This is a genomic window from Sorangium sp. So ce367, assembly GCF_051520455.1.
GTDB classification, from domain to species: domain Bacteria; phylum Myxococcota_A; class Polyangia; order Polyangiales; family Polyangiaceae; genus Sorangium; species Sorangium cellulosum_B.
In genome coordinates, this window is sequence record NZ_CP150334.1 from 2,537,453 (window position 1) to 2,550,716 (window position 13,264).

Here is a 13,264-nt window from a genome sequence, read left to right on the forward strand (position 1 = left end):
GTCGTGGCCTGGCTCAGGCGACCGCGGCGGCAGCGGCGGCGCGAGCCACCGAGCCGCGGTCCAGGAATCTGTCGTGATGCAAGTGCTTCGGCGGGATCTCGCCGCGCAGCACGTCGAGCACGGCGTCGATCATCCCGGGCGGCCCGCACACGTAGGCCGCGCAATCGGCGTGGCCCGCGGCGACCTCACGGAGGTGGTCGGTGACGTGCCCCTTCCGCCCTGTCCAGCTCGAGCCTTCGGGCTCGTGCGAGAGCACGGGCATGAAGACGAATCGACCTCGCCATCGCTCCTTGATCGAGGCGATGGCGTCGAGCGCATAGAGATCCTGCCGGGCGCGCGCGCCGACGACCAGCGTCACGTCGCGGGCGAGCCCATCCGAGAGCCCCTGCTCCAGGATCGCCTTGATCGGAGAGAGCCCGGTGCCTCCTGCCACGCAGAGGAGCGGCCGATCGGCCTCGTGATAGCGGAAGCTGCCGTGGGGCCCCGAGAAGCAGAGGCGCGCGCCCGTGCGATCGGCCCCGAAGAGCCAATCGGTGAAGGCGCCGCCCGGCACGTGGCGGATATGAAAGAGCGCCCTGCGCGGCGAGGCCCGATCCGGCGCCTCGGCGAACGAGTAACAGCGCGGCTCGCCGAGCCCGGGTGCGCCGGGGACCGTGAGCTGCGCATATTGCCCGGCCACGTAGCGGACGTCCGCGGCGAGGTCGACCTCGAGCGCGACGACGCTGGGCGCGAGCCGCGTCACGCGCGCGACGCTCGCGTCGATCTGCGCGGGCGCTCGATCCGTCGAGCGCCCGCGGCCCATCCCCGGGACCTCGACCGCCACGTCCTCCGACACGGCGAGGCTCTGGCAGGCGAGGACGAAGCCGGCAGAGATCTCCTCGGGCGCGACGTGGCGCGAGATATCGCTCTTGAGGCGGATATGCCCCTTGATGAGGCGGCACTTGCACGTGCCGCACTCGCCCACGCGGCACATGTGTGGAAATGGGATGTTCCCGCGCACGGCTGCGCTGAGCAGCGTTTCCCCGGCCTCGATACGGACCGCGCGATCGCTGCCCAGGAGTTGGAGGGTCGCGGCTCGACCGCTCGTCCGGCCGCCGAATGAGATGGCTTTCACGATGTCATGGCTCCCTGTTGCACGTGGCTTCATGGAGGCGGCCACCGAAAAGCCCAATCAGGAAATGGTATGAGGCAGATTGCCGGCGTGAATATTCCGCCGAATCCACGGCCGCCCGCCTCTCTTCCGGCCGAGCCCGCCCGCGTGGGACGCGTCAGATGCGGCTGCAGAGCTCGATGAGGGACCGCCGGAGCCACTCGTGGGCCGGGTCGCCGTCCTGACAGGCATGCCACATCATGAACAGCGGGATCGGCTGGATGGGGAGCGGACAGCCCACCACCCGCACGGGGAAGTGCTGCTCGAACAGCCGCGCCAGGGGGAGCGGCACCGTGCAGACGAGGTTCGACTGCGAGACGATGAACGGCATCGAGAGATAGCGGGGGACCTGCACCCGCACGCGCCGCGCTCGCCCAACGACGGCCTGAATCTGCTCTGCCAGGTTGGTCTGGCCCTCGCGCGGCTCGATGATCACGTGCTCGAGCGCCATGTACTCGTCGAGCGTCAGCGAGGGGCCCACGGTCGGATGATCCTGGCGCACCAGAGTGACGAACTCGAGGTCGAGCACGCGGGTTCGCCGGAACTCCTCGCCCGGGATGGCGATGTGATCCAGGACGAGCTCGACCTTGCCGAGCCGCATTTCATTTTGCAGCGAGGCTCCGGGCTCGCGACAGAGATCGAGCCGGACGCGGGCGCCGAGCTGCTCGAGCCACTGCAGAAAACGAGGCAAGAGGAGGGCCTCTCCGAGGTCGGTGATCCCCAGCCTGAAGGTGTGGCTCGCCGTGCAATCGAAGGCGCCGGTGTGGGCGAGCGAGGCATGGATCATGTCGAGCGCCCTGCGGATCGGGCCGGCGAGCGCGAGGGCGCGCGGCGTCGGGGCCATCTCCTTGCCGCGGCGCACGATGAGATCGTCGTTGAACAGCAGGCGCAGCCGGTTCAGCGCGCTGCTCACGGCCGGCTGGGTCATGCCGAGGCGCTCGGCCGCCCGCGTCACGTTGCGCTCGGTGAGCACGGCGTCCAGCACGGTGAGCAGGTTCAGGTCCACGGCGCGCAGGCGAGGCAGCGGCGGTGCGTTCATGGGGGGAGGGTAGCGCTGCCCCGACACCCGCCGCCGAGAGCGCGGGCGGCGAGCTCTTCCACGCGCCTGCCGTCACGACGTGGCGGCCGGCGCCTACGGTGGCGAGGGCGCGGCCTCGATGCCGCCCTGCCCGACGCCCGGGGGCGGCGGCATCGCCGCGGCTACCAGGGTCACGCGCGCCCCGCGCGAGAGCCCGAGGGTCACCCGCGTCCCCGCGGGCACGCGGATCAGGGACCCGACCAGATACCCCAGCTTGCCTGTGACATCGTGGCCGTCCACCGCGACGATCACGTCCCCGACCTGCAGGCCCGCCGCCGCGGCCGGACCGTCGCGGCGCACCTCGACCACCTTGTGCGGCCGCATGGCCACATCCATCGGTGACCGGGGCGGCTCGACCGTGAACCCGAGATCGCCGGGAGGCTCGTCGTGTTTCACCCGGCGCTTCGCCATGAGCAGCCGCCCGACGTCGGTCTCCGTGCCCGGCTGCACATCGACCGGGATCATCGCCGCGTCGAACGCCGAGCTCATCGGATCCGCGGGCATGAGCATGAGCACGAGGGGGCCTCCGGGCACGCGGTAAAGGTGAAAATGCCCCGCTCCGTCGGTGACCTCGTGCTGCTGCACCGGCGAGGGCGCCATTCCGCCGGCGCGCGGGTACGCGTGCACGGTCACCCCGGCCATGGGCGCGCCGTCCTCCAGGGACACCACCTGACCCCGGACTGCGACGCGCGCGGCGAGCGTCAGCACCACCCCGCTCCGCTGCTCCCCCTGCGCGAGCGTCACCTCGCCCGTGGCCGTCCCCTCCGGGGCGTCGGCAGAGAGCTCGTACTTGCCCGCCGGCAGATCGCTCATCGTCCAGGCCCCGTCCGTGAATGCGAAGGACTCGTTCCGGAAGAACGGCGCTTCGCGGTCCGTGACGCGGATCGTGAACTGATCGGGCGGCGCGCCGCCGGGGCTGGAGACGGCGCCGGAGACGGTGCATGTCTCCTGGATCATGAGCGTCACGGTGCCGCCGATCTTGACGTGCTCGACGACGGCGCGGCCCCCTCCGCGGCGCTGCGCCTGGACCGTGTACGTGCCCCGGCCCAGGTTCCCGATCACGAACTCCCCGTCGGGATCGGTGAGCACCGGCGCGTAGGGCCCCATGCTCTCCATTGGCGGGGGCGGAGGGGCCGAGGCGCCCGGCTCGCCCGCGCCCTCGGGCTCCCGCTGGACATTGACGAACGCGTCCGCCACCGGCCTGCTGCTCCCGTCGATGACGCGCCCGTGGATCTCGCCGTTCTGGCGCTCCACGACCAGGCTCACGCGCGCGGCCGCCCCTGCCTCCACGGTCACCGCGACCCCGAGATCGCCGCCGTCGGCCTGACCTGGCGCCCTCATGGGCATTCCCCCCTGCGTGGCCCAGATCCGGTACGCGCCCGGCGCGACCCCCTTGAACACGAAGGTCCCGTCCGCGAGGGACGTTCTCGGAGCCGGAGGGCCGCTCCACCCGGGCCGCGGCGCGCTCAGCATGACGTCCGCGCCCGCGACGGGGCGGCGGTCCTCGTCGGTCACCGTGCCCTCGACGCTGCCGCCGCTATCCATCACGAGGGTGATCTCGGGAGCGCGCTCATCGACGAGCTCGACCTCGACCGGTTCGGGCGGAATGTGATCGTTCGAGCGCGCCATGACCCTGTGCTTGCCAGGGAGGAGCCCCCGGAGCACGAAGCGGCCGTCGTCATCGCTCTGCCCGACGGAGCCGGGCGGCATCGCCCCCATGTCGGTCGGGCTCGCGTGGACCATGGCGCGCACGGGCTTGTCCTCGCGGTCCACCACCCGGCCGCGGAGCGACAGCCCGGCGCGGACGGTCCACACGAGGCCCTCGACGTCCGCCTCGCCGACCTCCACGGCGGGGTAGGCCGGCGCCGACGCGTGATCCTGGCAGAACACCATCACCTGGTACGAGCCGGGCAGCACCCCCTCGAAGCGCGCCGAACCGTCGGCCCCGAGGACCGTCGGGAGCCAGCCGCTCCCCTCGTGAAACAGGGTGACCGAGCCGCTCGCGCAGGGCCCGCCCCCGGGCGCGACCTCCACGCGGCCGGCCACGCTGCTGGCGGGGTGCATCTCGATCACCACCTCGCTCGAGGTCTGGCCGATCCCGAGCACCACGCTCGCGCGCGCCTGGCCATAGCCGCCCGCGGCGCGCGCCGTGGGCTTGTACCGCCCGGGCGCCAGGCCCGGGATGCGGAAGCGCCCCTCCGCGTCGCTCGACACGGGTTTCACCTCCCCGGGGCCCCACCGCTGCGCCATCCCGGGACGGACCGTCGCGCCGGCGATCGGCGCGCCCGACCCTGCCTCGACGACCCGCCCCTCGATCGCCGAGCCGGGCGTCATCAAGATCTCGAGCGGCGGCCCCGGCGCCATGCCGTGCTGCGACCCCTCGGCGTACCCGTCGGCTGTGGCGCGGGCCAGGCAGTAGCCCTCCTCGGTCCACGCGGAGAAGGAGCCCTGTGCGTCGGAGCGGGTCACCGCGGCGCCCTGGTGCGACCCCAGGAAGCCATGAATCATGACGAGCGCCCCGGCGATGGGCCCGCCGCTGACGTCCTTGACGTGGCCCCGGACCTCGACGCCGCCGCGGACGAGCGTCAGGTCGACGCCGGTGCGCGCCTCTCCCTGGCGGAGATCGAGCCAGCCGGCGCGGTCCGGGGCAGGGGAGGTGTAGCTCGCCGGGCGGTGGCCCGGCGCCGAGGCGAAGATCGTCCAGCGCGCGGGGGAGAGATCCGCGATCTGGTAGCGGCCGTCCTCTCCTGCGGGCGCGCACGTCGGCTCGCCCAGATCGAACGGCGTCAGTCCGCTCGCTCCGCCGCTCGCGCTGGCGCACACAAGCGCTCCGGCGACGGGCGAGCCGGCCGCACTGGCGACCCGCCCCGCGATGCTCCCGAGCTGCGGGGGCGGCGCGTCCCTCGCGTGGAGGCGCCGCGCTCCCCGCGCCGAAGCGGCGCTCGCCGGAGGCGCGGGGCCGTCCGGCGGCGCCTCTCCGGCGCGGAGCCACAACACGAGGCCCAGGATCCCCGCCGCCGCCAGCCCGAGCACCACAAGGGCAAGCCACCGTCTCGCTTCCGCGCTCTTCATGACCTGATAGCCCCTCCTTCGTGCATGGCCCCTGCCGCCGGAATTACTAATCCATCGCGCGCACGCGCGGCGCGGCCTCGCCCTGGGGAGCAGGATGACGGCGCGTTCCCACGATGGGGCGCGGGGGCTTGCCCTGTCGGCTCATCGAGGGCGTATCGAGCGGCTCGACCCGTCCCCGGAACCCCCATAACCGTCAACCAAGCTGCGCGCCGCGTTCTCCTACATCCGAACGTTTACGTGGTCGTGGTCGTGGTCGTGGTCGTGGTCGTGGTCGTCAACGATAGGCCGTGAACGACCACGACCACGACCACGACCACGTAAACGTTCACGTTGGTGAACGATGGAGGGGAGGAGAGGGGCGGGCTCGTGCCCTGAGTGTGAGAGTGACCCAACGAGCTTGGTTAACGCCTATGCCGCGTAACCGCCGACCCGCCCTCCCGAATGCGGGGGGCCACCGCGGGCCATCACTGGCAGGCGGTCCCGTCGGCCAGCGCCGCGCACTCATCCGGGTTCTCGAACGCGCGGCTCACGTGGAGCAGCCGGCAAGAGACCTTGTCGCCGCCCTCGGCGCTCGCGACGGAATAGCCGGAATCATGGGCCGCTCCCGCCATCGTGCTGCACTCGTCCTGGCACGCCGCGCCCCAGCCATCGTACGCCTCGCCGAGGGCCTCCTTGCAGGCCGCCTCGAACAGCGTGCAGTACGACACGCAGTTGCCCGTCGTGCCCGAGCCCGGCTCCTCGACCCCGCAATGGCCGTCTCCGCCCGGCCCCGCATGCGGGCAGTGGGTGGTCGGCGCCAGCATCGCGCTGTAAGCGTGGTACTTGCGGCAACCCACGGTGTTCTCGGTCCGGTCTTCCGTCGCGCCGGGAGGGAGCGCCGCGCAGACCGAGAGGCATTGCGCTCTCGACTCGTACACGGCCAGATCGCCCGTGCACGAGGTCATGACCACCTGGCAGAAGTCCTCGCAGCTCGGCTCGGTCCCTTCCGGATCGCCGCAGGGCTGCACCGGCGTCAGGCTCGCGTGCGGGCAGTGCTCGTCGGGGTCCACCGTCGCGGAGCTCACGTGCACGAGGCGGCACTGCAGCGTGTCGCCGTCGTGGTTCTCGATGACGTCGAACATGTCCACGTCCTTGAGCCCGGCGCACATGGCGACGCACTCCTCCTCGGTGGCGACCTCGAGCGTGCACGCCGCGGCCCGCAGCGCGCAGTAGCTCTCGCAGTTGCTCCCGCACTCGCCGTCTCCGCCCGGGCCGGCCGCCGGGCAGTGCACCCCGACCTCGCCGGTGGCGCCCGCCAGCTCCGCCTGGCGGGCGCGGCACGCGACCGTGTTGTCCACGGGCTCCAGCGGATCGCCCGCCGGGAGCAGCGCGCACACGCCCTGGCAGGTCTCCAGCGTGGCGTAGACCTGGTGCTCTCCCGTGCAGTTCGCCATCACGTCGGCGCAGTACGACGCGCATTGCTCGCTCACGGGCGCCTGCCCGCCCCCCGTCTCCGAGCTGCCCGGGTCGAAGGTGCGGTCCTCGATGCCGGCGATGGCCTGGCAGCCGAGCCACGCGAGGCTCGAGAGCGGGGCGAGCAGGGCGAGCGACAGGAGCCCTGTCATGCGTCTCATTAAAACGTACCTCCCACGCGCAACCCGACGTTGCGCGCGTCCACGAACGCCCCCACCTGGACGGGCGGGGCCTGCCTCGGCGCGACGACGAACACGAGGACGGCGCCGCCGATCGCCGCCGCCGCCCCGAGCCCGAACGCGACGTTCGACACGGTGGCGGCGCTCTTGGCCTCCTCGGTCAGCGTGACGCCGCGCTCGTCCTCGCACGTGCTGCCGCCCTTGCAGTAGGCCTCCGCGTCGCTGTTCTTCGAGATGGCCTTCACGCCGAAGAACGTCCCGACGCCGAGCCCCACGACGCCCGCGCCGCCCACCACGAAGCCGATCAAGCGCGCCGTGTTGCCCCCGGACGCCGCGGGCGCCGGCGGAGGCGCAGGGGCGCCGAGCGCCGGCGCAGGGCCCGCCGCCTCGGGAGGCCGCGCATCGCCGGGCGCAGGCGGCGGCCCCGCGAGCCGCTTGAGCGCCGGGACATCGACGCTCGCAGGGCCCTTGCTGTCGCCCCCGAGCTTCACGGTCGCCGTCCAGGTCTCGTGGCCCGGGGCGCTCGCCTCGATCGCGATCTCGCCCGGATCCACGGGGATCGCGACGCCGAAGACCGCAGGATCGAGCGCCTTTCCGGCGGAGCGCACCTTGAAGCCCTCGATCGCGAGGTTCTCCGCGGCGACGCCGATGCTCAGCTTCGACAGGCCCGGCTCCAGCCGGGCCGCCCTCGCCTGCGCCTTGCGGGCGCGGTCGGCTTGCCCCGCGGCCTGCGACTCCGACATGGCCTGCCGGAACGTGGCCCAGGCGCTCGCCGTGCGGCCGGTGTTCTCGTAGCACTCGGCCAGGTAGAGGAGCGTGCCGATGCCCGGATCGATGCGCTGGCTCTGCTCCAGCCTGGGGCACGCCTCCGCGCTGCGCCCCTGCTTCATCAGGTCGAGCGCCGCGTCGAAGAGCGCCTCCGCCGTCGCCTTGTCGGCGGCGCTCGGCTCCGCCCGCGCGGGGAGCCCCCCGGAGATCAACGCCGCGCACAGACCCAGGCCGACGCAGTGTGCGATGCTTCGCTGACGACGTTTCGTACGCCTCATACGTCCCGTGTTCTCCTCCAAGCTGGCCACGACGAGCCTCGGGGCCGTCGCCGGATCGACGCGAGCGCCACGCTCAGCGCCGCCCGCCGAAGTCGCTGATCGAATTGCCCCGCGTCGGCTCCGGGCGCGCCCCCGCGTCGGGCTGCGCGCGCTCGACGGGCCGGCCCGTGGCGGTCGCCCGAGGCGCGCCCGGCTGCGCGGCGAGCGGCGCCGCCGGGCCGGAGGACGCCGCCGGCGGCGCCGCGGGCGCGCTGGAGGTGGCCGCCGGCGCGGTCGGGGCCGGCGAACCGCCGGCCACCTCGGGCGCGGCGCCGGTGGCGGCGGGAGCCTCGGGCGCGTCGCCCTTCGCCGTGGCTTCGGAGTCGGGCGCCGCCGTGGCCTCGGCGGTGGGCGCCGCCGTGGCCTCGGCGGTGGGCGCCGCCGCGGCAGCGGGGGGCTGTGCCTGGTCGGTGGAGAGCCCGGAGCCCAGGAAGAACAGGGCGCCGAGCGAGGCCCCTGCCAGCAAGGCGCCGGCGGCGATGGCCAGGACGACGCGCGCCCCCTTGTGGACCGTTCGCACCGGATGGCCCGAGTTGCTCCACGAGTTGACCGTGGGCCCGGTCTCCGCGTTGGGCACGGTCGGCGAGGCCGGCACGAAGGACGGCATGCCCGGCGCGAAGGACGGCGTGCCCGGCGCGAAGGACGGCGAAGACGGCGTGCCCGACGCGAAGGACGGCGAAGACGGCGTGCCCGGCGCGAAGGACGGCGTGCCCGGCGCGAAGGACGGTGAAGACGGCGTGCCCGACGCGAAGGACGGTGAAGACGGCGTGCCCGACGCGAAGGGCGGGCCCCCGTGCGGTATGGACGGGCGCGATCCGGTGCCCTGAGCGCCCCCGCTCGGCACGCCGGTGTGGAGGAGGGACGGCCGCGCGATGTCCGAGGAGCTGCCGAGCATGCGGCGCGCCCGGTCGACGTGCATGTGGCCCGTGGCGGGGCCGAACGGGAGCAGCGCGGCCGCCAGATCGCCGACGTTCGTCCACCGCTGCTCGCGCTCCTTGGCGAGGCAGTGCATCACCACGGCGTCCAGCTCGCGCGGGACGTCGGGGCGCAGCTGGGCGACCGGGGCCGCGTTCTCGTAGAGCAGCGTGTGGAAGAGCTGGGCGACGGACTCGCCGTCGTACGGAGTCCGCCCGGTCAGCATCTCGTACAGGATGACGCCGAGAGACCAGATATCCGCGCGCGTATCCACGTCCCGCGCGGAGCGCACCTGCTCGGGAGACATGTAGAGCGGCGACCCGAGGAGCGACGCCGTCTGGGTCAGCGCGACCTGGTCGCGCGATATGCCGAGCAGCGACTTCGAGATACCGAAATCGAGGACCTTGATGACCCGATCGCCGTCGGGCCGGAGCGAGAGGAACAGGTTGGCCGGCTTGAGATCGCGGTGCACGATCCCCGTGGCGTGCGCCTCGGCCATCGCGTCGAGGGCCTGGAGCATGTACCCGACGGCCTCCATCACGGGCAGCGGACCGCGCGCCCGGATCTCGTGGGCGAGGTCGTTCCCCTCCAGGAACTCCATCACCATGTAGGGCATCCCGCCCTCCAGCGAGCCGACATCCAGGACGCGCGCCACGTGCTCGCTCTTGATCCTGGCCAGCGCGCGCGCCTCGCGCCGGAACCGCTCCGCCGGGTCGCCGCCGTCCGACCGCAGCGAGTGCAGGAACTTCATCGCGACCCGCTGCTCCAGCTCCAGGTGCCACGCGGCGACGATCGTGCCCATCGCACCGGCGCCAACGATCTGCTCCACGCGGTACTTGCCCGCGAGGACGTCGCCCACAGCAACGGGAGCCATCGCCATGGGCCCTAGGCTAGCCGAGATCCACGAGATCACATACTTCGGCGCGCCGCGATCTGCGCGCAGGGCGGAAATCCCTCGTCGACGCTTCCCCTGCGGCGGAACCGTGCGTCTGGGCGCGTGGTGGGCAGGCATGACACCCGCGCCGGCGAGATCTCACCGGCGTTCCAGCGCGACGCCCTCGACGCAGCCCCAGCGCTCGGTCGGCCCCTCCACGGCCCACAGCTCGAGCCGGTCGGCCCACCACACCCCGTGCGCGAGCGCAAGCACCCGAGGATCCGCGGCGAGCTCCTTTCGGCGCGCGGCCGGCAGCTCGCCGTACGCGAGGCTCACGTGCGGGCGAAAGGGGGCCTCGCTCGCGTTCGCGCCGAGCGCCGCCTCGGCCGCGCGGCGCAGCGCCGCGAGCGGCTCGGACGGCGTCACGTCGAGGAACACGCACTGGTGGCGGGTGCTGCCGGTCGCGGGGCCCCGCGCCTCGAGCGCGACGGGGCGGAGCGCGCCGCCGTCGCCGCGCAGCCTGCCGAGCTTCGCGGCCAGCGCGCCAGCGTCGCCGCGCAGCCCGCCGAGCAGGGTGAGGTGAGGCGCGAACGCCGGGCCCCCGGTCTCCCGGGCGAGCGCCTCGACGAGCTCCTCGAGCCGCGCGGCCGGCGCTCCGCCGGGGATGAGCCACAGGGCGAACGCTGTCTCTTGCGCCATGCTCAGCCGAGCGCCGCGCGCAGGCTCCGGTAGAACGCGTCCGCGGCCCCGCCCTCGGGGATGCCCGCCGACCCGCCATCGTTCAGCTCCACCAGCATCCAGCCGCCCCCTTCCTTCTCGGCGACGTCGGCCGCGTAGAAACGACTGCGCACGCGGTCGAGAACGGGCGCGAGGACGTCGGCGCTCGGCGGCTCACCCGGATAGGCACCGTCGGCCCAGTACGGCGCCGAGTAGAACGGCCGGCCGTCGAGCACGAAGAAGCGATGCTCGTTCACCAGCGGAAGCCTGCTCTTCGGGTGCAGCCCGATGCGTCGCAGCTCGACGAACTCCCGGAAGACGAGCCCGCCGACGACGTGGTCGTCCTGGAGGCGGAGGAAGTTGCCCACGACGCGCCGCACGTTGGCCTCGTCGTCCGCCGCCGGGATGAAGCACGCGTCGAACCACTCGTGCTTGCGGGACTTCACGTAGTCCTTGAGGATCACGGCGCCCGAGCCGAACGCCTCTCGCACGTGAACGACGACGGCTTCGAGGTCGAACGTGGAGCCCGGGATCCAGATCGACCGCGCTGTGTGCTCGGCGCCGCCGATCGCCTCGTACCACTCGGGCAGGTGATAGCAGTGCTGGTACGCCGCCGGCTCCGTGATCAAGCGCCGGCCGCGCGCGGCGACGACCTCGCTCATGCATCGATAAGCATCGAGGCCCAGGATCCAGCCGCGGTAGATGACGTCGCCCGGGCCTTCCGGAACCCGGCGGAGCTTCACGTCGCCGCCGAGGAACACCTCGAGGTCGATGAGGCCGACGTCGAAGCCGGCGCTGGCGGCATGCCCGGCTTCCTCCTCGAAGGCGCTGTCCGGCGCGGTCGGGTGCAGCGGGCTGCTCGGAAACAGGACGAGCGGGGCTGGGAGCATCTCGCAGACTCTATCCGACGGCGCGATGGTCGTCACGAGGGTGTAGATCGGGCGATGACCGCGCGATCTTCAGCTCGGAGGTGGCTCCGTCGGCTTGTCGGGCGGAAGAGAGAGCAAGAGAGAGTGCACAGGGAGACGGGGAGACGGGGAGGAGATATATCGAGAGACCAAGGTGGAGAGGCGAGAGGTGGGGACCATCCTTCGCGTCTGCTTGCTCGGGGTCGGCGGCTTTCAGATCGCTCGTCCGTGGCCGTCGAGCTCAGCGCTTGGCTGCTCCCTCGACATCGATCCACGCTCCGCACATGGTGCAGAGCTTCACCGAGGCATCGAGCAAGAACTCACAGCTCGAGCAGTACCTCTTTCCGCCGGGAGGCGGCGGCATGGGCCGGCGGGGTGGCGGCGGATTCCAGTTTGACGCCATGGGCTCCGGCGGTAGCCAGGACGGTCGAGGTCCCTCCCAGCCGTTCAGCGCGATCGGCGCGCCCGCCCCGTCGCCCGGCACGCAACGCAGCGCCGGCCCGCCGAGCTGGTCGCGTCGCGACCAGAAATCGCCGTTGCTCATCCGGGCTTGCAGCTTCGTGCCGTGCACGCTCGAGGGCAAGAGCGGCCGGTGCGCGCCCGCCTCATCGCGGTAACGGACCGGCTGGCCCTCGGGCTTCAGGGCCGAGCCAAAGGCGATGTGGTGATCGACCCAGACCTTCGCCCGTAGCTCGGGCGGGTTGCCGTCGTGCGCGTCGAGCGCGGGCGCGAACAGCCACTCCGGGTACCTGGGCTCGTACCACCACAGGAGCGGCTCGGGCTGGAGGTCGCCGTTCCAGCAACAGACCGCCACCGGCCAGCCGGGGTAGTAGGTCTCGAACGCCTGAAGCATGCGGTCGTTGAGCGCAGGCCGCTTGGGCCCCGGGACTTGCCCGAGGACGGAGAGCACCGCGCGCGGCGACTCGGCGAGCACCACCGCATAGCTGCCCACGTCGAAGACCACGGCCCGCGCGGCCTCGGGCGCGCCTAACGGCGGCGGGCCGTAGCTTGGCGGGATCGGCCGGCGCGTCGCCTCGCGGATGTCCTCGAGGAAGGTGCGGAACGGGCGCGTGTCGACCGCGTTCTGCGGGCCGAGCCGCGTGGCCGGGATCGGCAGGATCATGGCGTTCGGGCCGGAGGTCGACGCCGTGTTCTGGTAGGCGAGGACGTGGACGTAAAGGCCGTTCCACTGCGCATCGCCGGCATAGAGGAGGGTGCTGGAGAGCGTGGCGGGGGAGAAGGTGCAGCACATGGTCGCTGCAGGATACACGAACAGGAGCCGTTCACCCCATGGCCCCGGCGCGGCGCCCGGTCACCTGCCCGCGCGCGGGTCCAGCCGGCGCCCCTGCGCTGGCGGCACGCCGGGAGTGAACTGTCAGGCCGCGGCGAGCGCGCTGACCATGACGTAATACCCATCAGGATCACGGAGCGCGAACTCGCTGGTGCCGGTACTGGGGTTCAGACGGGGCTCCTCTTCCAGTCCAGCGACGAGGGCGCGTGCCCGAAGCAGCGTCTCATCGAAGTCGTCCACACGGAAGAACAAGAGCAGCCCATTGCCAGGCTGAGCGTGATCGGGGCTGATCAGTGGTGGATGCTCGTGGGCTCCCCACTGGTGAAGGCAAAGCAAGACCGTTCCATCGGAGTCCAGTATTTGCCCGAAATCATCATGAGCGGGCTTCGTTTCCGGTTGACCAAACAGCGACTGATACCACTTGAAGCTACGAGCAACATCAGCAACACCGATGATTGTCCACGTGCGTTTCATTGCTTCCTCCTGCGGCCCGGCGTCGGCCGATGCGCCGCGGGCGCCCCAGGCGCCCGTCGGGTCCACCGG

General features: G+C 72.4%; 10 protein-coding genes. All 10 read right to left on the minus strand.

Annotation, left to right across the window (positions count from 1 at the left end; all coding sequences use genetic code 11):
* Nucleotides 1-13: 13 nt before the first annotated feature.
* The 10 genes from WME97_RS09795 to WME97_RS09840 all read right to left on the minus strand — a co-directional run bounded on the left by WME97_RS09795 (nucleotide 14) and on the right by WME97_RS09840 (nucleotide 13,195).
* Nucleotides 14-1,114, minus strand: coding sequence for a 2Fe-2S iron-sulfur cluster-binding protein (locus WME97_RS09795; protein ID WP_437551417.1), 1,101 nt, complete (start codon nucleotides 1,112-1,114; stop codon nucleotides 14-16).
* A 154-nt stretch (nucleotides 1,115-1,268) separates the two neighbouring features.
* Nucleotides 1,269-2,189, minus strand: a complete 921-nt coding sequence (locus WME97_RS09800; RefSeq protein ID WP_437551419.1) for a LysR family transcriptional regulator — start codon at nucleotides 2,187-2,189, stop codon at nucleotides 1,269-1,271.
* A gap of 93 nt (nucleotides 2,190-2,282) precedes the next feature.
* A complete protein-coding gene (locus WME97_RS09805) occupies nucleotides 2,283-5,300 on the minus strand; it encodes a carboxypeptidase regulatory-like domain-containing protein (RefSeq protein WP_437551421.1) in 3,018 nt (1,005 codons plus the stop codon).
* 464 nt (nucleotides 5,301-5,764) lie between these two features.
* The gene (locus WME97_RS09810; RefSeq protein WP_437551423.1) at nucleotides 5,765-6,913 is read right to left on the minus strand and encodes a hypothetical protein; all 1,149 of its coding nucleotides are present in this window, start codon (nucleotides 6,911-6,913) and stop codon (nucleotides 5,765-5,767) included.
* Complete coding sequence (locus WME97_RS09815; RefSeq protein WP_437551424.1) at nucleotides 6,913-7,911, minus strand: hypothetical protein; 999 nt, start codon at nucleotides 7,909-7,911, stop codon at nucleotides 6,913-6,915. Before WME97_RS09815 ends, WME97_RS09810 begins: the two co-directional genes overlap by 1 nt.
* 139 nt (nucleotides 7,912-8,050) lie before the next feature.
* The gene (locus WME97_RS09820) at nucleotides 8,051-9,805 is read right to left on the minus strand and encodes a protein kinase domain-containing protein (RefSeq protein WP_437551426.1); all 1,755 of its coding nucleotides are present in this window, start codon (nucleotides 9,803-9,805) and stop codon (nucleotides 8,051-8,053) included.
* Nucleotides 9,806-9,964: 159 nt separating this feature from the next.
* Nucleotides 9,965-10,504, minus strand: a complete 540-nt coding sequence (locus WME97_RS09825) for a 2'-5' RNA ligase family protein (protein ID WP_437551427.1) — start codon at nucleotides 10,502-10,504, stop codon at nucleotides 9,965-9,967.
* Between the two features lie 2 nt (nucleotides 10,505-10,506).
* On the minus strand, nucleotides 10,507-11,412 hold the full coding sequence (locus WME97_RS09830) for an ATP-grasp domain-containing protein (protein WP_437551429.1): 906 nt from the start codon (nucleotides 11,410-11,412) through the stop codon (nucleotides 10,507-10,509).
* A 259-nt stretch (nucleotides 11,413-11,671) separates the two neighbouring features.
* Nucleotides 11,672-12,682, minus strand: coding sequence for a hypothetical protein (locus WME97_RS09835; RefSeq protein WP_437551431.1), 1,011 nt, complete (start codon nucleotides 12,680-12,682; stop codon nucleotides 11,672-11,674).
* Between the two features lie 123 nt (nucleotides 12,683-12,805).
* On the minus strand, nucleotides 12,806-13,195 hold the full coding sequence (locus tag WME97_RS09840) for a VOC family protein (RefSeq protein WP_437551433.1): 390 nt from the start codon (nucleotides 13,193-13,195) through the stop codon (nucleotides 12,806-12,808).
* Between the last annotated feature and the right edge of the window lie 69 nt (nucleotides 13,196-13,264).